Origin of the sequence: Pantoea sp. K16 (assembly GCF_048452805.1) — a bacterium.
Taxonomy (GTDB): Bacteria; Pseudomonadota; Gammaproteobacteria; order Enterobacterales; family Enterobacteriaceae; genus Pantoea; species Pantoea agglomerans.
The window spans coordinates 86,285-112,616 of the sequence record NZ_JBLWNV010000013.1; the positions used below are offsets into that span (position 1 = coordinate 86,285).

Below are 26,332 nucleotides of genomic sequence, written 5' to 3' on the forward strand. Positions count from 1 at the left end.
GATCAGATGAACTTTTGGATGAACCTGTTCAGGAGATTATCACCATGTCAGTACAACAATTTTCAGTGTTCCCTTCGCTGGCTGATTCTGTCTTTTCAGACCGCTTTAACCGCATCGATAAATTGTTCAGTCAGCTTACTGGCGACAGCCCGGTAACGTCGGTTCCCGCTTACGATCTGCAGCGGGTAGAGGATAATCGCTATGCGTTGACCGTCAGTGTACCTGGCTGGAAAGAGCATGAACTGGAGATCGAGTTACGAGGCGGACGGCTTTCAGTGGCCGGTCACAGAGAGAAACCGTCACAGGAAGCGTCTGGCGAGGCGCGGGAAGAGAACACCAGCTGGATCCACCGCGGCATTTCCCGACACGATTTCCAGCTGAGTTTTTCCATTCCAGAGCACATGAAGGTCACCGGAGCCAGCCTGGCGGAGGGTCTGCTTAGCATTGATCTGATCCAGGAAATACCGGAGAGCGAGAAACCGCGCCGTATCCCGATTGCGATCGGCGGTCAGCGAACTCTTGAACATCAGTAACATGAACAGGGCGGAAACGGCACAGGCTGTTTCCGCCTTTTTATTCACTGGCAGGTAAGAAAGTCAAAAGAGTTCAGGCGCTGGCTGCCATAAGGCTGATTTGCGACGGTAAGCCGGTATTCGTTCCGGTCAGCATGATCGGTTCACCCGCCTCAAGACTGGAGTGAAATGCAGCCTTCATCGATGCACTGATACCATCACCACACCACATCAGATGATGCTCAAAGCGGCGTTGCGCCACGGCGGGGATACCTGACGCATCTGCTGCAACTTCAACCCGAAAGCCCTGTCCGTTAAGCCGTATCGCTTCCATCCAGATCTCGGTTTCATCTGTGACACTGACTGCTTCAAGAAACAGCGGCACGGTGCTGCGTCGTTGTGAGGCCAGCGCCAGGCGCTCCCACTGACTGACTACCGCTGAATGAAAGCGCTGCTGGCGCCGCGCCGCACCTTCGCTGAGGTCAGTGCGCAGCCAGAGGTTGAGCGGCCGCAGGTAGCGATTAACATAATCATCACCACAATAGTCGGTATTCATCATCTGTAGTTCGCGATCAACATCTGCGTCCGTATTATGCGCCAGCAGATGCAACATATCCTCTTCCCGACAGGCCCAGCCGCCAGGCAGCGCAACGCTGGGCCAGTTAAATGCAGTATGGATATCAAAGAGCGTATGGCCCCCTGAGGTCATTTCACGCACACAGAGCGCACGCGTAAGCTGATTATCTGAGTAACCAGCAGGGCCAGGCGGCGTTATTAGCCCGGCACGGCGCCAGCGGCGCAGAGTTTCAGGAAGAACACCGACGAGACCACATACGGTGTCGGTAGAGTGCTGGGGCATAATTGATATCCGAAAGGCATTGAGATCCCATGAACAGGGAAGATGACGCAGTATGCGCGTCAGGAATAAATAAAGAAACAATCATTTCCAAAATCTGCCGGTGTATCGTGTGCTGAGATGGCAGTGGGTGCGGGGGATTAAACAGGGGTACAGGGCAGATGCCGGACGCAGAGACGCCCGGCGATTAAGCACACGTTACCAGTGGTACTTGTTGGAATCTTCCCACTCTTTCACTTCTTTTTCGGCACGATCTTTCTCGTAGCCGTAGCGTTCCTGAATTTTACCGACCAGCTGATCGCGCTTCCCTTCTACAACGGTCATATCATCATCCGTAAGATCACCCCATTTTTCCTTAACTTTACCTTTGAACTGCTTCCAGTTACCGCCAATGCGATCTTCGTTCATGGTGACTCTCCCATTTCCGGTTGTTATCCAGTGACCTGATGAATATCTGTATTGCCTGAAGGCTGTCAGATGAATCAAGCATGGCACAGCTTTTGCCTTTTGCAGCGAAGCGGTGTGAGCCGCATCAAATTATGGGCAAAAGGGAAGGAAAGGGGATTATCACGGCGGGGTCTATTCCGGGCGTCGTGCTGGCCAGCTTACTGCAGGCAGGGCATTGAGGGCTGGACGGGCAAACAGAAAGCCCTGGTAATAGCGTACCCCGGCACCTTCCAGCCAGAGCCACTCTTCAATTTTTTCAACCCCTTCCGCAATAACCGTAATTTCCAGTGCCTGACAGCATTTAATGATGGCCATCACAATCGCCTGACGCGGGCCACTGCGGTGGATATCGGTGATCAGCTTGCGATCGATTTTCACTTTGTCGGGCTGGAAATCTGCTAACAGCGACAGGCCAGCGAAACCGGCGCCAAAATCGTCGAGCGCCAGGCTGATCCCGGCCGCTTTCAGCTGCTGGACAGCAAACTGGAATGCGTCGAAGCGCGAGATGATCTCATCTTCGGTCACCTCAACCACCACCTGCTCTGGTCGCAATCCCTGCTGCCTGATCTGCTGGATAAGATGTTCAACAGCATTATCGATTACCACCAGCGACATGGGCAGCAGGTTGACGGAGAGCGTCTGCTCGCGCAACCCCAGATGTCTGGCCAGCTGGAAAGCGTAGGTTTTAGAGTGCAGATCGCCCTGATAGCGCTCGCTTTCTGGCAACTGCGAAAAGTAATCAGCGGGCGATGTGCCGTGCTGGCCACGTATCAAGGCTTCACAGGAGACAATCCGGCGATTTGCTGTATCCACAATAGGCTGTAGCGCAAATTCACAACGCTGACCCGGTGCCGGTTGCCAGGCTGGCTGAGATTCGGAGGTGACGGGTGTTGTCAGCGTCCACTGACTGGCAGGATCAATTTTGATAAACGTCTCTTTATCCCGCCCCTCGACGAAAGAACGCAGGAACTTCACCACCCGGTCATCTCTGATCCGTTCATCACTCAGGGTGACCCGCTTAAGCAGGGCATCCACTACGGTGTGTTTCTGATAATCACGTAAATCAAATAAGGCCATACCGGCATGACCGAAGCGACGCGCAGGGGCGTAATCCCGCATCAGCTCAATCAGGTTAAAATGCCGCTCATCCTGACTGATACGCTGGAAAACCGTGTGAACGTTGTCGACGCTACCCTCCAGCACCTGAAAAAAGTGCTGTCCGTCATAGAGCAGTATCCCGGTGACTTCAGCCTCAGCATTTTTGATACTGGCGCGCTCCACCAGCGCTTTCAATCTCTCTGGCGAGACAGAACCCGCAAGCTGGCTACGGTAAATAAGGGTGGAGAGCATAATCAGACTCACGTGGCAGAAAGTTACTGATTAAACATATCACAGAAATATTGCTGGTTAAGGGCACAACTACGACCATTATGCCGTTATATTTGCAGCATTAATTTAATCGTAGATTCAGGTAGTACTAAAGGATTCGACAATCAGGACATCAGATCGCAGTGCGGCAATAACCGGGCATAGAAATGAAGGGAAAAGAAAAACCCCCATAAAATCGGGGGCGAACAGCAGATATAGCGCATTATTATAACGTTACAGCATCCCTGGTGAGGCGCTGGTCAATCTGATATTGCCAGATTATTACGCACTTTTTATTCTCCTTACCACGTCATTCTGGCGAGGCTTTTAAGCGGGTAAAAAATCCGTTTATTTGCTATTTCGGAAAATTGTTTTGAGATTCAATCCACTGTTTCAGGCTTCAGGCGATGTCAGCACAACCAATGAATTATCAGGTTACAAATCAACCACTTTTCCAGACACTCCCTTAACGTCATCAGCACAGTAGTCAGCAACGCATGAACGTTGTCGGTCTGCAGAGACAATCAGATGTTGATATCTGCCTTATCTGAAAAAAGTGCCCCCTGTAAAAGGGGGCAAGGGTAGGAGTCAGATCGCTCTGTAAAAGAAGTGGATTTCATTACAGAGCCATTCAAAGATAGGGCAAAAACGATGTTTATGCCGCTACGGTTAACTCTTTTTTTAATTAGATATCAAACAATTAAAAAGCTAACAATATTCAATGGCTATTTAAATCAATACCTTAATCAGATATGAAAACGATTTCTAAGATTAGGATTAAAGTCCTGTTTCGGCTGCTGCTTCTGCTATAAATGGCCACAATTAAGCCATTGCTTAGCGATCTGAGACTGGTAAACAGAGCAGACTTGACCCTTAAAGCGAATAATTGTACTGTTTATATATACAGCATATTATCGATTGAGAGCCGGTGTGGGGTAGAGATGTCACAGGATGATGAGGTCTGGTCAGCATTCAGAGAAGCGATGAGGCGGGATGATACCGGTCAGTGCACAGTGAGTACCCGGGATTTTGTGGCTGAACTGGAACAACGCAAATCACCTCACACGCTTCGGGCCGCGAATACCTGGATCGAGATGCATATCACGACTTTCAGTGATATCTCAATTGAGCCTGGAGAATGTCGACTGTTCCGTGTGCCTGCGGCGCGTGATTAAAACGTGCCGCAGCGCAGACAGGATAAGAAAGGGTTTCAGCCTGACTGCTGTAACAGATACAGGCTGAAGCAGGCATCAGAGCCTGGATGTGTTCCGACGCATGTCAGACCGATCCTGGAATTTAGGATTCGCGGGGAAGCTCTTCTCGCACGCCATGCGCGCCAGATTCAATGCGACTTTGCGTTTTTTAAGCTTTAACTTCGGCAACCACTCTTTGAACTGTGCCGTTAGCGACGCTGCCTGCTGCTCGTTGGTGACACGACAGATAAATAGCTTGCTCTTGGTCTGACGACTGACATCAATGGCATAGATCTCTACACCTGCGCTGCACACTTCATATTCAACATCCGTAAACTGCATGTGTGGCCAAAGACCGGTTCTGGTTTCAAATGTGGCTAAATCCATGACGACTACCTTTTTTTATTTTAAGCGTTATTGCTACCCAACAGACTAAAGCCTGGTCGGGCCAGTGAGCATAGACCAGATTCAGCATTCCGCCAGCGATTTCACTGATTTAATCTGGCCCTGACACAAAAGGCTAAAATCTCCCACCGTCGCCTGTTATCTGACAGGTAGCCAGTCATCCTCTTATCAGAAAATCTGATGACAGACTGTCATGCTGGTTTTTCACCCCTTCAGCTCTTCAGCTCTTCAGCTTTACAAGCCCTGCCTTTGCTGCGTCTGCGACGGTATCCCACGAATTTAAATCGCCTTCTCCTTAACAATTATCATCAGCATCGCTGTTGAATTAGCGGGCTAATTATCAGATCCAAATGAATGGCTGCTTCCGCTTCATTGTGACCATCCGGCAGTGGAAATCTTCTGACAGGAGATGTGGCAAATTTATCTCAGATGATGAGATGTAAAAAGGTGTGTCAAAATAAAAATGAATAAATGGCAGAGTAGTGTTCTGGCTAGTTCACTCTGTACCATTCGCAAGGAAAAATAAAAAAATATATTCGCCATGCTTAATTAAAGCCCTGCAGACAAGAGCCGATAAGAACGATCCAACTTTAAATTATGTCCAGATTATTCTTTTTTTGCCGGGGGCAAGTATGACTATTACACAACGTCTGGTATTGATTTTCTCACTGCTTGCAATGTCACTGATTGCGCTGGTGATTATCTCTTTATCAGTAATTTCGGGCTTTCAATCCCGCTTTGAATATGTACAGATGAACGCAATACCCAGCATTCGCGATCTCAATAAATCGATCAGCGTGACCAATCAGTTGGGTATTGCGCTTTATCGCCACCACAGCACCAGCGATGCGGCAAAATTCCCTGCTGCGGAAGAGCGCATTGAGAATCTGCTTACGCAGATTAAGTCGCTCAATGATTACTACATGGCTAACGACATCTCGAACGATGAAGACAAAGCGATGACGGAACAGGCCTATAAAAATCTGGATGCGGTCCGCAGCGCATTGCCGGCATTTCTTGCCGCGTCACGCGCCCATAATGATGCGGTCACGCTGCCGTTATTGCAGAGTGAGGGCGGTATTGGTGCCGCATCCCGTAAGATGGAAGCGGATTTCACTCGTCAGATTCAGCTGAATATCGATATTGGCGAACAGCTCAGGGCGGAGAACAAGCGCGTTTATAGCCAGACCCTGTGGGCGATGTCTGGCGGATCGCTGCTGCTTATTCTGATACTGGCCGGTTTCTCCACTAAGGTGATTCTCGGCATCAAAAAGAGCCTCTCAGGCATGGTCAATACCATGACGCAGGTGAGTCATACCCTCGACCTGACTCATACCGCGGAGGTCCGCAGTAAGGATGAGATCGGCAAAACGGCGATGGCATTTAATCAGCTGCTGGCGCGCGTTTCCGGCACGCTGCTCTCCGTCAGTCACGCCGCGCAATCGGTGAGTACCGGATCAACGCAGATAGCGGCGGGCAACGAAGATCTCTCTGCACGCACGGAAGAACAGGCGGCTTCACTGGAGCAAACCTCAGCCAGCATGGCGACACTGAGCGAAACGGTGCGACAGAACTCAGAAGGTGCGCAACAGGCCAGCAGCCTGGCAAATAACGCGAATCACATGTCAATCCAGAATGGGACGGCGGTGAAGCAGATGCTCAGCACCATGGATGAAATCCGCGCCAGCTCTGCCAAAATCTCTGAAATTACCGGACTGATTGAAGGCATCGCGTTTCAGACCAATATTCTGGCGCTGAATGCGGCAGTCGAGGCAGCGCGTGCAGGCGAGCATGGTCGCGGCTTCGCCGTTGTTGCCTCTGAAGTGCGCAATCTGGCGCAGCGCTCCTCTTCTGCCGCCCGTGAAATTAAGGATCTTATCTCAACATCGGTTTCACAGGTCGAGCACGGTTTAGAGCAGGCCAGCGGCGTTGGATCTAACAGTGAAAATGTCCGTCAGGCGATTCAGCAGGTGGCCGATCTGGTCAATGAGATTGCGGCGGCTACCTCTGAGCAGAGTAAAGGCATTGAACAGGTTCATCAGGCCATTGGCCAGATGGATGAAGTGACGCAACAGAACGCCTCGCTGGTGGAAGAGGCCTCATCCGCCTCTAAGTCGCTGCAGGAGCAGGCAGAAACGCTGTCGGGGCTGGTGGCGACCTTTAAGCTGGAAAGCGATAACCGTGCAGTACAGTCGCAGCAGACCGCTGCAGTACGGCGTCCGGTATTACACACAAAGCAGCCTGAGCACCAGACCATCGACCTGACTAAGGCGAACTGGGAAAGTTTTTAATAGTTGAGCAGTAACTTAAGGGCCTCCACAATGTGGGGGCTTTTTTTATCTTAAATCAAAATAAATAAAGCGGCTTTTCCTGAAATAAATATAATATGAAATCGATTTCATTTTAAAATCGCAAATAACTCTTTAGGGTTATAAGGTTTAAATTGGAATTTGCCGGGCGTAGATATTTGTTTTGATAGTCTGGTGATAATGAGTCAGATACAGGCAGGATGTCAGTTATCGGCTATTCATGATGTAACTTGAATTTATTTATCTTCAAAACAATAACGCTGAAGTCAGGCTCGTTGCTTAATGCTTTTTGCCAGGTGTTTTTATTTCAATTTTATGATTTGTAAGGTATTTTTTTAAGTTTGGCTTAGGCAGATATTGAAGTAAATATTGTCATTTTATTCACTGTAAAATAACGCAGCGCAATCTATACTCCCTTCCGTGTTATATGTACTTCTGATTTTTTTACGAAACTCCTTTCTTCATAGCTACATTGTGCTGCATGAGGCATCTCTGGCTATGTCAAAGAAACGGTAAAAATAATATTACGAAAGCTATTTCGTGCGCTACACACCTGCACGTCTCACACATCAGAGCGGAAAAGAATGAAAAAAATACTCGACCGGATTAATTTGCCAGCGAAATTCCTGTTACTCGGATCCTTTGCGCTGGTGCTGTTTATTTTACCCACCTTTCTGTTTATTCAGACGGGCAACCAGCTTATTGATACAAAGAATGTGGAACTGACCGGTATACCGGTCGAAAGAAAGGTGCTCAAGTTGCTGAACTTGCTGCAGCGGCACCGTGCGGAAAGCGCGATCGCTATCTCGCTGAACAAGCCAGATAACGCGCCACGTATGGCGTTGGTCAGTGAGGTTAATCGCTTATCTCAGACGATTGCTGACGAATTACGTCAGAATAATGAGCAGGCGCAGCCGCTGAAGCGGCTGGAGCGGGTTAATCAGGAGTGGAGCCAGCTGCAGAACGATATTAACGCGGGCAAACTGACCCTGGCAACCAGCCTGACGCGACATGCTCAGCTGATTCAGGTGCTACTCGATACGAACCAGGATGTACTTGATTTTTATCAGCTATCGCTGGATGCCGATCTGAATACCTACCAGCTGATTGTCAGTATCTTTAGTCGTCTGCCGCAACTGACTGAAACGCTGGGACAGATTCGTGCTAGCGGCACGTCGCTGATTGCGGGTGGGAATGTGTCGGATGCCGATCGCAGCCGCATGGCATTTCAGCTTGATTATGGCAAAACGGCGCTGAGACAGTTTAGCGGCAACATGGATAAAGTATTTTCCATTGAGCCAGATCTTAAAACCACCTTTGGCAATCTGGCACAGGATGCGAACCAGCAGGCGCTGAGTGCGCTGAATCTGGCTGATAGTGTCTTTGTCAGCGGTCACGCCAGCGTGACGCCGGTTGACTATGTACGGATCTTTACCCAGGCGATTAACCGTTACGGCGAGCTGGGTGAACAAACCAGCCATCGTCTGGAAGGAATGATGCAGACGCAGATCCAGGAACGCCGCTATGCGCAATATCTGTTACTGGCAGGTCTGTTTGCCGTCGCGCTGCTGGCCATTCTGCTGGCCGTGATGATCACCCGTTCTGTTACCCGGCCGGTTAAAGAAGCGGTCGAAGTTGCCAGCCGCGTCGCGGCGGGCGATCTGACGGCACAGCTGAACGTTTCCGGCAGCAATGAGATGGCTGAGCTGCTGAATGCACTGATGCGGATGCAGCAGCGTCTTGCTCAACTGGTGTCGGATATCAAAGGTAACGCGGCTACCATCGCCAACTCCTCAGAAGAGATTGCCCGTGGCAATGGCGATCTGTCGTCGCGCACCGAGCAACAGGCGGCTTCACTGGCTGAAACGGCTGCCAGCATGGAGCAGCTGGCGGCAATCATTCAGCAGAACGCGGATAACACGCGCTTTGCCTCTGCCCGTGCAGAATCTGCCACGCAGGCTGCACTCTCCAGTGGTGCAGCAATGGATTCGGTGATGGAGACCATGCACAAAATTCGTGGCAGCTCAGGTAAAATTGAAGAGATTACCTCGGTGATCGACAGTATCGCCTTCCAGACCAACATTCTGGCACTGAATGCGGCCGTTGAAGCGGCACGCGCCGGTGAGCAGGGTAAAGGTTTTGCGGTCGTCGCGTCGGAAGTGCGGGCACTGGCACAACGTTCAGCCAGTGCAGCTAAAGAGATCAAGGGTCTGATTGAGCAGTCAGTCGGCCACGCGCAGGAAGGGATCGCCATGGCGCAGAACGCAGGCGATAAGGTGAAACAGAGCGTCAGCGCCATTGAACAGACCTCTCAGCTGATGCGCGACATCACTTCTTCATCCGAAGAGCAGAGCAGTGGTATCTCGCAGGTCAATATTGCGGTGAACCAGATGGATCAGGTGACGCAGCAGAACGCCGTGCTGGTTGAAGAGTCGGCCTCCTCAGCTGATGAGCTCGCCGCGCGCGCAGGGCAGTTACGTACGATGGTTGCGGTGTTCCAGACTGCATAATGGTGTTAAACAGCCGCCTTTGGGCGGCTGTTCTCTTCTCAGCATTTATTCCGCGCTATGCCTGATGATCCTGCAGACAGGCCAGATACTTCTCTCCCGACCGCATCACCTTCTCTTTTGCCTGCTGATGGATATCCTGCCCTTCAAACGCGCCATACAGTTGCCCGAATGTCACGCCGGAGAGCCGATGCAGTATGTCGCCTACCGTAGCGGCTGACAGCGGCAGCATATTCGGGTAGCTCCACATAAACGACACGCCATGCGCACCCGGCGTGACCTGGATAATATCACCCGCCAGAATCATCCCATCACCTTCGTCCCAGTGCAGCACGCTGCCGCCGGGAAAATGACCGCCCAGCCGTAACAGCGTCACAGAGGGCATCAGCGTCAGCGACTCGCCCTGCCATAACTGGATATGCGGACTCTTCCGCACAATCCATTGACGATCGCGGGCGTGCAGATGAATGGGCGCATTAAACGCTTCAGCCCACTCCTGCATGGTGGTGTAGTAGTGCGGATGTGAAATCGCGATAGCATCAATGCCGCCCAGCGCCGCGATCAACGTGTAGGTGGCATCATCAAGGTTGGCAATGCAGTCCCACAGTACGTTGCCATGCGGCGTGCGCAGCAGAAAAGCGCGCTGGTTAATGGCAAACTCAGGCACGGTTTTAAGACTTAACAGCGCATCGCTGTGAGCCGTCCACTTATTGGCGTGGCTGGCGCGCAGTTCATCAAACGCGAGCCAGCGCTGACCGGCGGCTGGAACGTACTGGCGTTCATCATCACAGATTTTACAGTGCTGATGAGTGGAATGAGCGGGATAAGCCGTTCCGCAGGCGGTACATAACATCGTCATGGTGATCTCCTTTGTCTCACTCAATCTTATGCACACCTGCGAAAACCGCACTTTCCTGAGGCCATTTCGTTACGCGATTACGGCTGGCGGCGAAGGGTAATCCGGGTGAGTTCTGAGGGACGACCCAGCCTCACCGCCATGCCTGGCCAGAGTGCCGTGCCGTTATTCACATAGAGCTGCATTCCGCCGACCTGATAAAGCCCGGAAACAAACCCGGCGTTGGGTTTAGCAAACAGCCTGTCCAGCCCGATAATCAGGCCGCCATGTGTATGTCCTGAGAGCTGCACATCCACGCCCTGCGCTGCGTTCTGGCGTGCATTGCGTGGCTGGTGATCCAGCAGGATTACCGGCGCGTTTTCAGGTGCCTGTTCCAGCGCGCGGGCCAGATCCGGGCCGACCGCGTTTCTGCCGGGTGCGGAGGCGTCCGGCAGGCCGGCAATCACCAGCTTTGCGGTTCCGCGCTGGATCACGGTATGGCTGTTGAGCAGAGGTTGCAGACCCAGAGAGGCCAGATGCGCCGTCCAGATTGCCTGATGGAAGAAATATTCGTGGTTGCCGGTGATAGCCCATACGCCGTCAGGCGCTGCCAGCCCGCGCAGCGGCGCAACGTCCTGCCGTCGATGCGCCAGGCTGCCATCGATCACATCGCCCGTGACCACAATCAGATCGGCTTTGAGAGACATTGCCCGTTCAACCATTGCGGCGGTCCAGCCCGCATTAAACAACCGGGTGATATGCAGGTCGGTCAGCTGCAGCAGCTGATAGCCATCGAATTCAGCGGGCAGGTTGGGCAGTGTAAGGGTCACCTCTTTGACCGGCGGCACGCGTATCGCCTGCTGAACGCCAAAGGCAGCCAGCCCCATCGCCAGCACAACGGCCAGATAGCGAACACCGGGAACCAGCTCCAGCGGATGACGCAACAGCAGGGCAATCAGCATGACCGCATCCATCAGCATCTGAAGCAGCGCCAGCAGCAGCACGGTGCTGTACGCCCAGTTAAACAGAATGATGATGATGCGGGGCATTTCAGCGGAGAAGATCCCGCCCGAGGTAAAACGGCTCACCAGAAGATATTGTGACGCCAGCAGCACCAGAGCGGAGAGCAGGATCTTTATAGCCAGTGGCAGGGACAAAGGAATAATGACGCGCGCAATTACATACCAGCTGGGTAAGCTGAAAATCAGGTGAAACATGGCATTTTTCCGGTAGGGCGCTGAACATCTGCGCAGGCAAAAAAGAGTCGATCGTTTATAGAGCCGTTTTCAGGACTGTAGTGTATATGATGTTACCGTCAGGCTTGCTACACGTCGGGTGCTTTACAGGCGGTAAAGCAGGCAGAGAGGATCGATAAAACTTCAGGGCGCAACAATGAGAACAGCGTGACCGGAGCACCGGCCACGCTGGCAACATTCACGTATTGAGACGCCTGACTAGCGTAAAACGCCTGAGGTCGTCCGGGTCTCGTCAGTTACACGTTTCATGGATATCGGAATGCTTTTATAGGCGGGAATGCCGCTTTTGGTATCGTGGCTGTCGAGCGGAACCATCACATTGGCCTCCGGGTAGTAAGCGCCCACCGAACCTGGGGCCATATCAATAATCACGATGGTCAGGTTTTTCATCTGGCGCGAGGTGGGATTGCCATCCGGGTCCAGCGCCATCAGATCGACACGGTCACCGACCCGTAACTGTCGCTTCTCCGCCTCTTCTGCATTGATAAACAGCACATCGCGGCGGCCTGTCACGCCACGATAGCGGTCATTCAGCCCGTAAAGCGTGGTGTTGTATTGATCGTGACTGCGCAAGGTAGTGAGCACCAGATCATGGCACTTCAGTGATCGGGGATCTTCATTGATGCCCTGCATCACTTTAAACTGAGCACGGCCAGATGGCGTCAGCCAGACCCGTTCTGAGGCGGCATTATAGAGCCGGAAACCGCCCGGATGCTTAATCCTCTCATTGAAGTTTTCAAACGCCGGGAACACCGCTTCAATGGCATCGCGGATGCGGCTGTAATCGGCTGCCATGGCCGACCAGTCAACCACGCTGTCCGGCAGCGTTGCCTTCGCCAGTGAGGCGACCAGCGCCGGTTCAGACTTAAGATGGGGTGAGGCGGGATCCAGCGAACCGCGTGAGGCATGCACCATCGACATCGAATCTTCCACGGTGACGCTCTGCGCGCCGGTTGCCTGAACATCGGTCTCTGTTCGGCCCAGCACCGGCAGCAGATAATTATGTTTACCCAGTAACAGGTGCGAGCGGTTCAGTTTGGTCGCCATATGCACCACCAGATCAAGATTGCGCATCGCCGGGAACGTGACCTGTGGATCGGAAATCGCTTCCGCCAGGTTGCCGCCCAGACACAGCAACGCTTTGGCTTTGCCGTCGCGCATCGCCTTTATTGCCTCAATGGCGCCGTGACCATGCTTCTGCGGCGGGCGGAAACCAAACACCCTCTCTATGCCATCCAGCAGCGACTGCGGCGGGATCTCTGTGATGCCCACTGTGCGATCGCCCTGCACATTGGAGTGACCGCGTAACGGACAGATACCTGCACCCGGCTTGCCGATATTGCCGCGCATCAGCAGCAGGTTAGCGATTTGCTGCACGTTCTGAGTGCCGTACTGGTGCTGAGTAATTCCCATGCCATAACAGATGATGGTACGTTCAGCGCTGGCGTAGAGCCGGGCGATATGCTGGATTTCCTCACGCGCCATGCCCGAGACTTTCAGGATATGCTCCCAGTCTGTGCTTTCCAGGTCGGCTTTCAGGGCGTCAAAGCCTTCAGTGTGCTCAGTAATAAATGCTTCATCAATGACGCCGGGTTCGCCTTTGCTCTGCGCCTCCTCGTGCATAGTGAGCAGGATCTTCATCACCCCTTTCAACATCGCTGCGTCACCGCCAACCCTGACCTTGTAGTAGGTCGATGCCAGCTCAGTGGAGCTCATTGACAGCATTTCAATCGGGCTCTGCGGCGAAGTAAAGCGCTCCAGGCCACGTTCACGCAGCGGGTTGATCGCCACAATAGTGGCACCGCGTTTCGACACTTCCCGTAGCGTGCCCAGCATGCGCGGATGGTTAGTACCTGGATTGTGGCCGATACAGAGCACCAGGTCGCAGTGATCAAAATCTTCCAGCTCTACCGTCCCTTTGCCGACGCCAATTGACTCCGGCAGCCCGACACTGGTCGGTTCATGGCACATGTTTGAGCAGTCGGGGAAGTTATTGGTGCCATATTCGCGGGCGAAGAGTTGCCACAGAAACGCCGCTTCATTGGAGGCGCGTCCCGAGGTATAAAACTCTACGCTGTCCGGATCGTCGTAGCTGCGCAGATGTTCTCCAATCTCCCGGAATGCCGTCTCCCATTCGATGGGCTGATAGGTATCTGTAGCGGCATCGTACTTCATCGGATGGGTCAGGCGGCCTTCGCCCTCCAGATGCAGTGCGCTGCGCTCCCACAGTTCAGTCACGGTATGAGCGGCAAAAAATTCCGGTGTAGTGCGTTTGCTGGTGGCTTCCCAGGAGACGGCTTTTGCGCCGTTTTCGCAGAACTCAAAGGATGAGGCATGTTGCGGGTCGGGCCAGGCGCAGCCCGGACAGTCAAAGCCCTGCGGCTGGTTGACTTTAAACAGGGCGATCACATCCTGTTTCACAGACATCTGGCCGCGGATAGCATCGGCAACCGCCTTCAATGCGCCCCAGCCTCCGGCAGCACCCCCATAAGGAGCGATGCCATTTGTGCGATTTTGCTCTTTCATAATGCTCCACATTGTCTCTGTTGTTATTTGTTAAGCCTGGTACAGAAATAGTTGCAACAACGTGGAAACTGGCTGTTATTCAGGGAAATTATTTCTCAAAATGTTTCGACAGTCCGAAACGTAAGCCGCAAATCAGTTCAGCACATCAGATGAAGCGCAGCGCATCCGGACTGTTGCAGAATAAGCGGCGCGCGAGTTCCGCCGACAGGGTGATGATGCAGCGAAAGGGTGAAGGATAAATCTTTACCATCAGATAACGGCGGGTAAGTGAGCCAGTTTATTCAGGGCTGGACGGCGATCGCAGTAACGCACTCCATGTCTGAACAGATGCGCCATAATTCGGAGAGCAACCTTATGAAAAGAGCCTTACTTTTTCTGATCTTACTTTCCACCTATAGTCTGATACCCGCTAAAGCCAGTGGCCCGGTTCGGGCAGGAGAGCTGCGTCCCATGAAGATTATTATGACGATCAACCATCAGTCGTATGAGATTGCGCTGGCGGATAACGCCACCGCGGAAGCATTTGTACAGCAACTCCCGCTGACCATGACGATGGAGGAGCTGAACGGCAATGAGAAGTTTGCAGACCTGCCTGCTGCTCTTAATAGCGATCCGCATAAACCCGGCACGATCCAGCAGGGCGATGTGATGCTGTATGGCAATAAGACGCTGGTTCTTTTTTACGAGACATTCCAGACCTCCTATAGCTACACGCCAATAGGAAAGGTGCTGTCGACAGATAGCCTCAAAAAGCGTGTCGGTGAGGGGGGGATTGACGTACGGTTCTCCCGGCCATAACTGATATCAAAATCTGAAATAACCGGCTGGTAAAGGATTCATATCGCGCTGAGTCTGGCCAGGGTGGCATCTGGCATGACGGACTACGTTATGTTCTGGCCGCGGCCAGACATTGTGATTCTCTTCGGGAAGCGACACTGTCAGGCAGGTCGGCCAGCCTGACAGTTCAGCCATTACTTCTTCTTATTCAGCATCGACTTCAGGTCAGCAAAGGGATTGTAGGTGGCCTCACCAACATCTTTTTGTGCGTCCTCGCCAGCCACTACACGGGTGCCATACTGGTCAGCCTCGGTGTACTTTGAGTGCTCGTGGTCATGACAATAGAGACACAACAACTCCCAGTTACTGCCATCTTCCGGGTTGTTAGTGTGGTCGTGATCGATATGGTGAACCGTCAGTTCGCGCAGGTTTGAATAAACAAACTCGCGTGAGCAGCGTCCACACACCCACGGATAGATTTTAAGTGCTTTCTCACGGTAGCCGCTTTCCAGCCGCGTGTAGTTTTTAGGGATCAAAGCCATTGCCGGGATAACCTGTTATGAAGAGAAAATTTCACGATAGTGATGCCAATATATCCCATAACGGAACAGAAGAAGAAATCATCGTGTTCCTCGGGACGGGAGGCTTTAAAATCCAGAGGGTTAGCTGAAAATCAGCGTAGCCGCCTTATAGGATTTTTCCAGCACGTCTCGCAATCCTGAATAACTGCCGGGCCTGTGAGAAGGCACAAAATCATGTCGCTGTGATGAAAACTCAAAAATGATATATCTCTACGTTCCCGCTCACGCTAACCCAATTAATCAGCAGGATAGCGCCCAAAACATCCCTGTTTACCGCTTTGCTTAAAAAATGATATCAAATGTAATGCATGACACCATAAACGGCCCAGAAAATGGCGTTAGCACCTAGATAAGTCCAGCATCCCAGTAGGCTATGGGTTCACGACGGGTGCGGAGTTTAGGCAGGAAGGCCAGTAAATAGAGGGCAGAGGCGATAAGCGAAACGAAGTAGAAAAATTTCATGGTTTTCTCCTGATCATTATCCTTTATTTGAGAATAGTCAGGGCTCACCATTTTGCTTAATGCATCAGCAGATTCGTTATGGATCGGCTTTCTCTTTGATGCCCACATCGGATGTCAGCACAGTTAAATCCACGATAAATCGAAAATGCAGCGTCACGGTACGATCAGCCAGCCTTAAGAAAAGATCACGTCAGGATGTTCAGCCTGAGGTTACACCCTATAATCAACGCTGTTTGTTAGCCTGCAGGAATGCAGGTTTTGCACCCGCCCAAAAGGAAGAGATCCCGCTGATGTTTTCTCGTTTTTTTATTTATCGTCCCGTTTTTGCATGGGTTGTTGCCATTTTAATCATGCTGCTTGGCGCGCTCTCTATTACCCTGTTGCCGGTTGAACAATATCCCGATGTTGCGCCACCTTCGGTGAATATCAGCGCAACGTATACCGGTGCTTCTGCGGAGACGCTGGAGAACAGCGTCACGCAGGTGATCGAGCAGCAGCTTACCGGGCTGGATAATCTGCTCTATTTTACCTCCAGCAGCAGTTCACAGGGGAATGTGTCGGTTACCGTCACATTCAGTCAGGGCACCGATCCGGACACGGCTCAGGTGCAGGTGCAGAACAAGGTGCAGCAGGCGCTCTCCCGTCTGCCCAGCGAAGTGCAGCAGCTTGGTGTTACCGTGACCAAATCGCAGTCAAACTTCCTGCTGGTGATGGGGTTGTATGACACCACGGGCAAAAGCAACAGCACGGATATCGGTGACTGGCTGGTCAGTAATATGCAGGAGCCGCTGGCCAGGACCGAAGGGGTCGGTGACATCCAGGTGTTCGGCGGTCAATACGCGATGCGCATCTGGCTCGATCCCTTCAAACTAAACTCCTTTGCGTTGCAGCCCTCCGATGTGTCGGCGGCGATACGCTCGCAGAACATTCAGGTTTCAGCCGGTAAAATCGGCGGCCTGCCATCGCCCGACAATCAGCAGCTTACCGCCACGGTCAGAGCGCAGTCGCGACTGCAGACGCCGGATCAGTTCCGAAACATCATCGTTAAAAGCGACAAAAGCGGTGCCATCGTGCGTGTGGGTGATGTGGCGCGGGTGGAGCTGGGCGGCGAATCCTATGACATGACCACCCGACTCAACGGGCATCCTGCGGCAGGGGTCGGAGTGATGCTGGCGCCGGGCGCGAATGCGCTGGCAACCGCGACGCTGGTGAAAAACAAAGTTGAAGAGTATCGCCACTCAATGCCGGAAGGTTATGAGGTGGCCTATGCGCTCGACAGCACTGACTTCATCAAAATCTCCGTTGAGGATGTGGTGATCACCCTGATCGAAGCGATCGCGCTGGTAGTGATGGTGATGTACCTGTTCCTGCAGAATATCCGTGCGACGCTGATCCCTGCGCTGGCGGTGCCGGTGGTACTGCTCGGCACCTTTGGCGTACTGGCGCTGTGCGGCTACACCATCAATACCCTGACGCTGTTTGCTATGGTGCTGGCCATCGGGCTGCTGGTGGATGATGCCATCGTGGTCGTCGAAAACGTCGAACGCATTATGCATGACGAAGGTCTGCCGGCGCGTGAGGCAACGGAAAAGTCGATGAAAGAGATCTCCGGCGCGCTGGTGGCTATCGCGCTGGTGCTCTCCGCAGTATTTCTGCCTATGGCCTTTTTCGCCGGGTCGACCGGTGTGATTTATCGGCAGTTCTCCATCACCATCATCGCCGCCATGACCTTCTCCGTGGTGGTGGCACTGACCCTGACGCCTGCACTGTGTGGCATGTTGCTGCGGCCGACCTCACCCCATCGTAAAGGCTTCTTTGGCGGTTTTAACCGCTTTTATGCCGCCACCGAGCGCCAGTATCGTCACAAAGTGGTGAGCACTCTGCGCCGTCCGCTGATCATGGTATCGCTTTATGCGGCTATGGGCGTTGTGCTGTTTGTGATGTTTACCCGCTTGCCGGGTAGCTTCCTGCCGACTGAAGATCAGGGCAGCATCATGCTTCAGGCGACATTGCCAGCGGGTGCCACGGCCAGTCGCACTGAGGCAGTCAATCAGCAGATTGTTGACTGGTTCCTGACTGAAGAGAAACAGAATATTGATGTGGTCTTCACCATCAACGGTTTTAACTTCAGCGGTGCTGCGCAGAATGCCGGTATGGCGTTTATTAAGCTTAAGAACTGGGATCAGCGACCGGGTAGTGAAAACTCTGCCGAAGCGATTGCCGGGCGCGCCACCTACGCGCTGGCGTCGATTCGGGACGCGCAGATCTTTGCGCTGACGCCGCCGTCGGTGCCGGGTCTGGGACAGAACAACGGCTTTACTTATGAGCTGCTGGCCAGTGGTGGCACCACGCGTGAGCAACTGGGCAACCTGCGCGATCAGCTCTTACAAAGCGCAGCGCAAAGTCCGGAACTGCTCGGCGTGCGGGCCAATATCCTGCCGCAAACGCCGCAGTTGCAGGTCGATATTGATACCAGCAAAGCGGTGGCACTGGGACTGCAGCTGGATGACGTGACCGATACGCTGACCAGCGCCTGGGGCGGTGCCTATATCAATGACTTCATCGACCGGGGTCGGGTAAAGCGGGTCTATGTTCAGGGCGACGGTCAGTATCGTTCATCACCTTCGGATCTGGATAAATGGTACATCCGTAACAGTGAGGGCACCATGACGCCATTCTCGGCGTTTGCCTCGACCCGATGGACCATGGGACCCGAAAGCCTTAACCGCTACAACGGCTCTGCCTCCTACGAAATACAGGGGCAGAACGCCGAAGGGTTCAGCTCCGGCGATGCCATGAACACCATTGAGCGACTGGCCAATGAACTCCCGGCAGGGATCACAGGAGCATGGAGCGGTCTTTCGCTGCAGGAGAAGCAGGCGGGCGGGCAGTCAACCACGCTGTATGCGATCTCGATTCTGGTGGTGTTCCTCTGTCTTGCTGCGCTGTATGAGAGCTGGTCGGTGCCTTTCTCCGTGCTGTTAGCGGTGCCGCTCGGCGTGCTGGGTACCGTGCTGGCGGTGGCACTGCGCGGATTAAGCAATGATATCTACTTCCAGGTGGCGTTGCTGACCACAGTTGGACTCACCTCCAAAAACGCGATACTGATCATCGAATTTGCGGAGGATGCGGTTCGTCGGGGAAGTTCGCTGAGTGCGGCTGCGTTGCAGGCTGCGCGAACCCGTCTGCGGCCGATTATGATGACGTCGCTGGCCTTTATCGCCGGGGTGATCCCGCTGGCGGTGGCGACGGGTGCCGGTGCTAACAGCCGCATCGCCATCGGCACCGGTATTATCGGCGGTACACTGGCAGGCACGGTACTGGCGCTGTTCTTTGTTCCGCTCTTCTTTGTGCTGGTGAAGCACTACCTGACCCGCCATCGCAAAGGCCAATAACGCAGAAAGCCCGTCTGCAGGCGGCTGCAGACGGGCTGGGATCAATGATCAGCGGAAGATTACAAATGCTGTTTAAAGAAGGCGGTCAGCTTCGCAAACGGGATCAGGTCAGTGCGGTCATAAAGGTCCACATGGCCTGCATCAGGCACGATATAGAGCTCTTTGGGCTGTGCCGCACGCTGGAACGCATCTTCGCTGAACTCGCGTGAATGCGCTTTATCACCCGTGATGAAGAGCATCGGGCGCGGTGAGATGGTCTCAATGTCATTAAACGGATAAAAGTTCATGAATTTCACGTTGCTGGTGAGCGTCGGGTGCGTGGTCAGCGCAGCTGAACTGTTTTTCGGTGTGAACTCACCGCGAGGCGTCCGGTAAAAATCATAGAACTCTTTGGCTATCGGAGGCGAATCAGCATCGATTTTATGTGGTGTACCACTGGTGTACTCAGTTTTACCCCCGGTGAACTCTACATAGCGTTGCTGTGCCGCCGCTTCAATGATTTGCTTGCGCTGCGCCAGTGTCTGGCTTTTATTCAGCGCATTACGGTTGGCTGACCCCATGTCATACATGCTGACGGTAGCAATGGCTTTCATGCGGGGATCAATCTTCGCTGCGCTGATGACAAAACTGCCACTGCCACAGATACCCAGCACACCAATCCTGTCGCGATCGACAAATTCGCGGGTACCCAGGTAATCCACGGCGGCGCTGAAGTCTTCGGCATAGATATCCGGAGAGACCGCGTTGCGTGGCTGGCCTTCACTTTCGCCCCAGAATGAAAGATCAATTGCCAGGGTAACAAATCCCTGCTCAGCCATTTTCTGCGCATAGAGGCTGGCGCTCTGCTCTTTGACTGCGCCCATCGGATGACCTACCACAATCGCCGGAAGGCGCGCCGTTTTACCGGCCTCTTTTGGTCTGTACAGCGTGCCGGTCACACCCATCTGATACTGGTTTTTAAAGGTGACTTTCTCGCGGGTGACTTTATCGCTTTGATAAAAGTTATCGGCGCCGCGTGACATATCGGCAGCGCTGGCCGCAAATGAACTGATCAACAGTCCAAACATCAGGGTTAATGCTCTCATAAGAAGATCCTTATCGGGGTTGACGACGTGAGGGCAACGGGTTGCCCGGTTAAACAACACATCTGCTATCAGGCAGCGCTTTCCTTACGGGCGGTGATCATCGCCAGTCCGGCGGCAGTGACCAGTAATGTGGCGCTGATGGCAAAGGTGGTCTGCCAGCCTGCATGGTCAAAGGCCAGGCCACCCAGCGTCGACCCCAAAGCAATCGACAGCTGTACGATGGCCACCATTAATCCGCCGCCGGTCTCGGCATTTTCCGGAAAGGTTCTGGCGATCCAGGCCCACCATCCGGTTGGTGCCGCTGTTGCCACCAGTCCCCAGATGCCAAGCAGTGGCGCCACCAGCCACAGGTGATGACCGAACACCATGAGCAGCATCGCAACCAGCGCCATAATCAACGGGATAATCATCAGGGTCAGATAGAATCCGCGCTGCAAAACAGCACCGATAATCAGCGTGCCGATAAAGCCGGCGACGCCAATGGTCAGCAGCACCAGCGACAGCGCAGAAACGTCAACCTGTGTCACGGTTTCCAGAAACGGGCGGAGATAGGTAAACAGGGTGAACTGGCCCATAAAGAGCAGGCCGCAGGCGGTCATACCCACCGTAACCAGTGGCGAACGCAGCAGCTGCAGAATTTTTCCTCTGCGCTGCCGGGCCGAGTTGACCGGCATCGATGGCAGCGTGAACGCCTGCCAGATCAGGGCGATCAATGCTACCGGCACCAGGCTGAAAAAAGCCCCGCGCCAGCCAATGACAGAACCGAGATAGCTGCCCAGCGGTGCAGCGATAACCGTCGCCAGCGCATTGCCGCCGTTGAAAATGGCCAGCGCGCGCGGCACCTGCCCGGTAGGGACCAGCCGGATAGCGACCGCCGCTGACATCGACCAGAAACCGCCAATCACCACGCCAATCAATGCCCGGCCAGTCATGTAAGTCAGATAGTTGGGTGCCATCGCCACCATCAATCCGGATAGTGCCATTACCAGCGTGAGCGCCAGCAACAGAATTTTGCGGTCGAGGTTCCCTGCGATGCGGGTTATTGAGAGGCTGGTGATCACTGCCAGTGCGCCGGAGATAGCGATGCCCTGTCCGACCAGACCTTCGCTGACCGCCAGATCTTGTGATAACGGCGATAACAGGCTGACCGGCATGAATTCAGAGGCGATGAGCGCGAATACACACAGCGTCATTGCCCATACACCACCCCAGTGCGCTTCTTTATGCCGGGGGGAACAGTCAGTTGTTTCCGTGGAAGTCATGTTGTGTCCTGTTTCATTGTTTGCGGTGCTGATGAACTCAGGAAATTTTACTGTTTCGCTTTATATTGACTAGCTAATGAATCCTTAATGGGGTTATAACCAGAACTTATAAATCTATCGGCGGGAGTGCAGTATGAAGCGCAACATGAATGACCTGCAGGCTTTTATTACCGTGGCGCGTGAGGGCAGCTTTACCCGCGCGGCAGCGCTGCTGGGCGTGACGCAGCCCGCGTTAAGTCAGACCATTACCGCGCTGGAAAACCGGATGGAGATTCGGCTGCTTACCCGCACGACCCGTAACGTCTCACCGACCGCGGCGGGTGAACGGTTAATCCAGGCGATTGGCAATCGGTTCGATGAAATTGAGGCGGAACTGGATATGCTGACCGCGATGCGGGACAAGCCAGCCGGCACGGTACGGATCACCTGCGGGCCGCATATTCTGAGCTCACTCCTGATGCCAAAGCTGACGCCATTGCTGGCGGCTTATCCTGATATCCGGCTTGAGTTCGATGCTAATCATGGCTTACGCAATATCGTGGCCGATCGATTTGATGCAGGGGTCAGGATGGGAGACACCATTGATAAAGACATGGTGGCGATGCCGATAAGCCCGCCATTACGGATGGCTGCGGTGGCCACGCCCGACTACTTTCGTCGTCATGCTGCGCCGCAGGTTCCGCAGGATCTGCTGCATCACAACTGCATTAATATGCGGCAGGCCACAGCGGGTGGGTTGTACGTCTGGGAGTTTGACGGTGAAGAGGGGCCGTTAAATGTGCGGGTAGATGGACAACTGACGTTCAACACTTCGGCACACATTGCAGAAGCGGCTCTCGCCGGGCTGGGGATCGCTTTCCTGCCTGAGCAGGAAGTCGCAGAAGGGCTGGAGCAGGGCACCTTGATCCGCGTGCTGGAGCGCTGGTGCGAGCCGTTTCCCGGCTATTACCTCTACTATCCCAGCCGCAAGCAACATTCACCCGCTTTTACCCTGGTCAGAGAGGCATTAAGGCTAAAAGAGGGGGCATGATGAACCTTATTGGAATAGATGCCATTCCATGGCGTAATACGTCCTAAAGCGCTTTATTCAGAATTACTTAGAAGGACGGCGACTAATTTTGCCTCCTTTCCGACCGGCTTCCCTGGCTTTTTCAGGATCGTTTTTGAAATTGCCCCCACTGGCCTTGCCTCCTGCACTGCCAGCTTCACTCGCCCGTTCTGGATCGTTGGCAAAATTGCCGGCACCACCTCTGTATTTCTGTTGTGTCATAGGAAGACCTCATATCAATGTTCCATTAGATAAAAAGGACTAGCTAGTCACACCTGCAAGCATAGTCGCCCGCTTCGTTTATGCAAATGCACAGACTTAAATTATTGATAGGTCTGATTTTAATTTTTCGCAGAGGGATAGCTGGCAGCAGCTGGATGAGAAAATCACGTTCGCCGCGCAGGATGAACAGCAGGAAGCGAGGGGATCAATGGGCTACGGTTCCGGCGACACGCTGCCAGATTTACGCGACCTGCCTGCCGAAGCTCGGGAGCGCTGCGAACAGCACTGGAACCAGCAGAGTGACAGATAAACAGAAATAGCGCCGCTTTGTTTGTTAGCGGTGAAGTCTCCTGTTTAAGAGAGACGCCTGGAAGCGGCAGAATAAACCTCTGAGCGCTCTCTTTTCCCGACAGCCACCACAAAAACCACCACCCGGTCATCAATAACCTGGTATACAAGTCGATAACCGGATGACTTTAGCTTGATCTTATAGCAGTCAGGCATCCCGCTGAGTTTGTTCGCCTCAATTCTGGGTGACTCAAGACACTCAGCCAGCTTCTTTTTAAGCTGTTCACGTACTGTCGGGCCCAGCTTGCGCCACTCTTTCAGTGCCCTCTGATCGAACTCCAGTTGCCAGGTCATTAAAGGTCATCCAGTGTGACCCGGACAGGCTCAGGGTTTCGCAGGCGTTCTTTAACTATGTCTACTAACGCCGCATCTTCGTCACTGAGTAACGTTTGCTTAAAGGGAAGACGTTCATTATCTGCAATATATTCAAGCATCAGGCGCAGCGCATCAGAAGGAGTCACACCCATTTTTTCGAGCGCAGCATAGGATCGTGTCTTCAGGTCATCATCGATTCGAATGTTAATTGTGCCCATAGCGAGTTCCTTTGTATTTACACTTGACATTACAATTGTCGCACTGATGAGTCTGTATCGCAAACAGTAAACATCAGTCACCCGCACAGCCTTATATCTTCCCGGTAAAATCACGCTAAAGCTTATTTTATGCTACGAAAATATAACATCTTCATCCATTAAACCAACTGCAGCAATCGTTAAAGGTTTTCCCGCTACTGGCGATAACCAACAGGCGTTGAGCGCGCCGATCATTGATGAACCCGGCACTCCGCGACGAGTTCTGAACGCGAACGGACCTGCTTTTAGCCCTCCTTTTATACACACCAGAAAGCGCTAATTTAAGCGCAAATTACTCAAATAAAAGCGAAAATAATAATATGTCGATCATTAAGACGATCAAAAGACACCTGCCTGTTGCCCGTCTTAGGCGTAGCAGTCAGCCTGCCAATGGCACCTACGATTGTCGTGCGTTGCCAGATTCACTGGCCTCCGTGGGTTTAAGCTCGCGGGCGGGCGGCATCCTGATGACCTTCGTTCCGCCTGAAGCCGATTTTCAGCGGGTCAGTAAGGCCTGGCAGCGATTCAATTCCGCCGACCTGACGGTGTTGACGCTCTCTTCCAACGGCGCGCTGAGCAGCAGCAGATCGCAAAGCACCTACTGTGATGGCAATGGCCCGGAGGGAAGCTACCTCTGGCTGCCGGACACACTGATCGCACGCCATGAGACGCATATTGTTGATCTGCATGTCGCCGACACGCAGACTGCCAGCCAGCGCATCACCGCCATCCAGCAGGAGCTGGCGCGCTTGCAGGTGCGGATGCCGCTCTCGGCCGATCGTACTTTCGCCATGATTTACTGCGACGGATTATCGGCATCCGAAGGCTTTCTGATGCAGGCCTGGTATAACAGCGGGCGCTTTCCCTGCCTGGCGATTGGCGGTTCGGCGGGAGGCAAAATCACCTTTGATGGCACCTGGATTGGTACAGGTGGCAAGGTGTTGCAGGGCAAGGCTGTGATTGTGTTCTGCCAGATGGCGCCAGGAAAATCATTTGCTCCTTTTAAAAGCCAGAACTTTACGCCACGCGATCAGAGCTGGCTGATTGCTGAAGCCGATCCGGTTGCGCGTACTGTAACGTCAGTATTTAACCGCCAGGGGCAGCAGCAATCGTTTGTTGCGGCGCTGTGTGAACATCTCAACTGCAACGAAGCGCAACTGAGCGAACGGCTAAAGGGACTCACTTTTGGCGTTAAAGTTGGCGGCGAGTACTTTATTCGCTCAATCGCCAAAATTGAATCGGGCGGCGTACACTTTTTCTGCGATCTTGAGTTTGGCGATCGACTGTTCCTGATGGAAGAGAAAGACTTTAAACAGACGACGCAGCAGGAGTGGCAGGCTTTTACCGCTCAGCATGGCAAACCCGCGGCGATCCTGATGAACGACTGTATCCTGCGCCGTGTCGGTAATGCCGATAAGCTGCATAATGCCCATTTCTTCAAAGGCATTGCCGCCGCCGGTTTTTCCAGCTTCGGCGAAATCCTGGGTGTGCCCATCAATCAGACGCTCTCCGCGCTGGTGTTCTTTAATCATGACGTTAAAGCGATGAGCCAGTTCCCGGTAGAGTACGCCGGCTACGCGGCACACTACGCGCAGCGAGCGTTGCGCCGCTGGGAAGCGCTGAACAGCATCCAGACGCGGGTGCTGGATCGGGTTATCACTTATCAGCAGGCGCTGACGCCGCTGATGGAGGCGCTGCCGGTGCTGGAAACAGCCACTCAGAGCCAGGGAGAAACCCTGAGCCTGGCAGAGAGCAGTATCCGTAACATCAGTAACATCGCCACCGAGAGTCAGCAGGCGCAGGGCCGGCTGGATGATGGTCTGGACGATCTGGAGAAAATTTCCAACGGCATCAATGAGATTACGCATGGCATCAGCAATATTGCTTTCCAGACCAACATCCTGGCGCTGAATGCCGCAGTAGAAGCGGCTCGTGCAGGCGAGGCTGGGCGGGGATTTGCTGTGGTCGCGGGCGAAGTTCGTCGTCTGGCGCACTCCTCAAAAGAGCAGGCTGAAGCTACGGCCAGTAACATCGGTGAGGCAGTCAGCACCATCTCACGTATCCGGCTGGTGGCCAGTGATTCGGCGCAGACCGCCGCCCAGATGGCAGAGCGCAGTATCAGTGCAGCCGATACGCTGGCGGCCATGAATCAACAGACGCGACATGAGCGCGCTGACATTGCGAAGCATCTCGGCAGCCTGCGTGAACTGACGCAGGGGATGGATGCGATGCAGGAAGCCGTCGCGCAGCTCAAGGTGTTACAAACTCTTTCCGGTGCGCAGGTTAAGGGCTGATTTATCAGCATAAAAGACAAAAAAGTGCGGTGTAAGCGTAACGACCAGGCAGGGCGGGCTTTCAGTTGTTAC

Annotated in this window: 21 protein-coding genes; 8 read left to right on the top strand and 13 right to left on the bottom strand. The window is 53.4% G+C overall.

Annotated elements, in window-relative coordinates; genetic code table 11:
* Positions 1 to 44: 44 nt before the first annotated feature.
* Positions 45 to 533 carry an Hsp20 family protein gene (locus ACK13D_RS17375; RefSeq protein ID WP_010671953.1) on the top strand — a complete coding sequence of 163 codons (489 nt, stop codon included), beginning with the start codon at positions 45 to 47 and terminating at the stop codon, positions 531 to 533.
* Positions 534 to 606: 73 nt separating this feature from the next.
* Here the strand turns inward: ACK13D_RS17375 and ACK13D_RS17380 are convergent, their stop codons facing one another.
* The 3 genes from ACK13D_RS17380 to ACK13D_RS17390 form a co-directional block, all read right to left on the bottom strand.
* The gene (locus ACK13D_RS17380) at positions 607 to 1,371 is read right to left on the bottom strand and encodes a MerR family transcriptional regulator (protein ID WP_010256962.1); all 765 of its coding nucleotides are present in this window, start codon (positions 1,369 to 1,371) and stop codon (positions 607 to 609) included.
* Between the two features lie 195 nt (positions 1,372 to 1,566).
* Positions 1,567 to 1,776 (bottom strand): CsbD family protein, encoded by a 210-nt coding sequence (locus tag ACK13D_RS17385; RefSeq protein ID WP_010256969.1) that lies wholly within the window; start codon positions 1,774 to 1,776, stop codon positions 1,567 to 1,569.
* Positions 1,777 to 1,947: 171 nt separating this feature from the next.
* On the bottom strand, positions 1,948 to 3,165 hold the full coding sequence (locus tag ACK13D_RS17390) for a diguanylate phosphodiesterase (protein WP_022624239.1): 1,218 nt from the start codon (positions 3,163 to 3,165) through the stop codon (positions 1,948 to 1,950).
* 959 nt (positions 3,166 to 4,124) lie between these two features.
* Between ACK13D_RS17390 and ACK13D_RS17395 the strand changes: the two genes are divergently transcribed.
* The gene (locus tag ACK13D_RS17395; RefSeq protein ID WP_022624240.1) at positions 4,125 to 4,358 is read left to right on the top strand and encodes a hypothetical protein; all 234 of its coding nucleotides are present in this window, start codon (positions 4,125 to 4,127) and stop codon (positions 4,356 to 4,358) included.
* Between the two features lie 75 nt (positions 4,359 to 4,433).
* On the opposite strand, the gene ACK13D_RS17400 is transcribed toward ACK13D_RS17395, so the two are convergent.
* On the bottom strand, positions 4,434 to 4,763 hold the full coding sequence (locus ACK13D_RS17400) for a hypothetical protein (protein ID WP_010256979.1): 330 nt from the start codon (positions 4,761 to 4,763) through the stop codon (positions 4,434 to 4,436).
* 650 nt (positions 4,764 to 5,413) lie between these two features.
* Between ACK13D_RS17400 and ACK13D_RS17405 the strand changes: the two genes are divergently transcribed.
* Both ACK13D_RS17405 and ACK13D_RS17410 read left to right on the top strand, forming a co-directional pair.
* Complete coding sequence (locus tag ACK13D_RS17405; protein WP_010256982.1) at positions 5,414 to 7,072, top strand: methyl-accepting chemotaxis protein; 1,659 nt, start codon at positions 5,414 to 5,416, stop codon at positions 7,070 to 7,072.
* A 602-nt stretch (positions 7,073 to 7,674) separates the two neighbouring features.
* Complete coding sequence (locus ACK13D_RS17410; RefSeq protein ID WP_010256986.1) at positions 7,675 to 9,600, top strand: methyl-accepting chemotaxis protein; 1,926 nt, start codon at positions 7,675 to 7,677, stop codon at positions 9,598 to 9,600.
* A 55-nt stretch (positions 9,601 to 9,655) separates the two neighbouring features.
* Here the strand turns inward: ACK13D_RS17410 and ACK13D_RS17415 are convergent, their stop codons facing one another.
* The 3 genes from ACK13D_RS17415 to ACK13D_RS17425 all read right to left on the bottom strand — a co-directional run bounded on the left by ACK13D_RS17415 (position 9,656) and on the right by ACK13D_RS17425 (position 14,214).
* Positions 9,656 to 10,456: an MBL fold metallo-hydrolase gene (locus tag ACK13D_RS17415; protein ID WP_010256989.1), complete on the bottom strand. Its 801-nt coding sequence runs from the start codon at positions 10,454 to 10,456 to the stop codon at positions 9,656 to 9,658.
* Positions 10,457 to 10,533: 77 nt separating this feature from the next.
* Complete coding sequence (locus ACK13D_RS17420; protein ID WP_187501759.1) at positions 10,534 to 11,649, bottom strand: metallophosphoesterase; 1,116 nt, start codon at positions 11,647 to 11,649, stop codon at positions 10,534 to 10,536.
* 237 nt (positions 11,650 to 11,886) lie between these two features.
* Positions 11,887 to 14,214: an FdhF/YdeP family oxidoreductase gene (locus ACK13D_RS17425; RefSeq protein ID WP_033759920.1), complete on the bottom strand. Its 2,328-nt coding sequence runs from the start codon at positions 14,212 to 14,214 to the stop codon at positions 11,887 to 11,889.
* Between the two features lie 267 nt (positions 14,215 to 14,481).
* Between ACK13D_RS17425 and ACK13D_RS17430 the strand changes: the two genes are divergently transcribed.
* A complete protein-coding gene (locus ACK13D_RS17430) occupies positions 14,482 to 15,012 on the top strand; it encodes a cyclophilin-like fold protein (protein ID WP_418796956.1) in 531 nt (176 codons plus the stop codon).
* A gap of 173 nt (positions 15,013 to 15,185) precedes the next feature.
* Here ACK13D_RS17430 and yajD read toward each other — a convergent pair whose 3' ends face one another.
* Positions 15,186 to 15,533: an HNH nuclease YajD gene (gene yajD, locus ACK13D_RS17435; protein ID WP_003850685.1), complete on the bottom strand. Its 348-nt coding sequence runs from the start codon at positions 15,531 to 15,533 to the stop codon at positions 15,186 to 15,188.
* Positions 15,534 to 16,324: 791 nt separating this feature from the next.
* Between yajD and ACK13D_RS17440 the strand changes: the two genes are divergently transcribed.
* Positions 16,325 to 19,429, top strand: coding sequence for an efflux RND transporter permease subunit (locus ACK13D_RS17440; RefSeq protein ID WP_418796957.1), 3,105 nt, complete (start codon positions 16,325 to 16,327; stop codon positions 19,427 to 19,429).
* Positions 19,430 to 19,488: 59 nt separating this feature from the next.
* Here ACK13D_RS17440 and ACK13D_RS17445 read toward each other — a convergent pair whose 3' ends face one another.
* Both ACK13D_RS17445 and ACK13D_RS17450 read right to left on the bottom strand, forming a co-directional pair.
* Positions 19,489 to 20,514 (bottom strand): alpha/beta hydrolase, encoded by a 1,026-nt coding sequence (locus ACK13D_RS17445; RefSeq protein WP_033759924.1) that lies wholly within the window; start codon positions 20,512 to 20,514, stop codon positions 19,489 to 19,491.
* A gap of 68 nt (positions 20,515 to 20,582) precedes the next feature.
* The gene (locus ACK13D_RS17450; RefSeq protein WP_249655152.1) at positions 20,583 to 21,707 is read right to left on the bottom strand and encodes an MFS transporter; all 1,125 of its coding nucleotides are present in this window, start codon (positions 21,705 to 21,707) and stop codon (positions 20,583 to 20,585) included.
* Between the two features lie 202 nt (positions 21,708 to 21,909).
* Between ACK13D_RS17450 and ACK13D_RS17455 the strand changes: the two genes are divergently transcribed.
* The gene (locus ACK13D_RS17455; RefSeq protein WP_010257019.1) at positions 21,910 to 22,806 is read left to right on the top strand and encodes a LysR family transcriptional regulator; all 897 of its coding nucleotides are present in this window, start codon (positions 21,910 to 21,912) and stop codon (positions 22,804 to 22,806) included.
* Positions 22,807 to 22,869: 63 nt separating this feature from the next.
* On the opposite strand, the gene ACK13D_RS17460 is transcribed toward ACK13D_RS17455, so the two are convergent.
* From ACK13D_RS17460 to ACK13D_RS17470, 3 genes are all read right to left on the bottom strand, one after another.
* On the bottom strand, positions 22,870 to 23,046 hold the full coding sequence (locus tag ACK13D_RS17460; RefSeq protein ID WP_010257023.1) for a con-10 family general stress protein: 177 nt from the start codon (positions 23,044 to 23,046) through the stop codon (positions 22,870 to 22,872).
* 354 nt (positions 23,047 to 23,400) lie between these two features.
* Positions 23,401 to 23,688, bottom strand: a complete 288-nt coding sequence (locus ACK13D_RS17465; RefSeq protein WP_033759930.1) for a type II toxin-antitoxin system RelE family toxin — start codon at positions 23,686 to 23,688, stop codon at positions 23,401 to 23,403.
* A complete protein-coding gene (locus ACK13D_RS17470; protein WP_010257033.1) occupies positions 23,688 to 23,927 on the bottom strand; it encodes a type II toxin-antitoxin system RelB/DinJ family antitoxin in 240 nt (79 codons plus the stop codon). Before ACK13D_RS17470 ends, ACK13D_RS17465 begins: the two co-directional genes overlap by 1 nt.
* A 359-nt stretch (positions 23,928 to 24,286) precedes the next feature.
* Between ACK13D_RS17470 and ACK13D_RS17475 the strand changes: the two genes are divergently transcribed.
* Positions 24,287 to 26,260 (top strand): methyl-accepting chemotaxis protein, encoded by a 1,974-nt coding sequence (locus ACK13D_RS17475; protein ID WP_191921882.1) that lies wholly within the window; start codon positions 24,287 to 24,289, stop codon positions 26,258 to 26,260.
* The last annotated feature ends 72 nt before the right edge of the window (positions 26,261 to 26,332 follow it).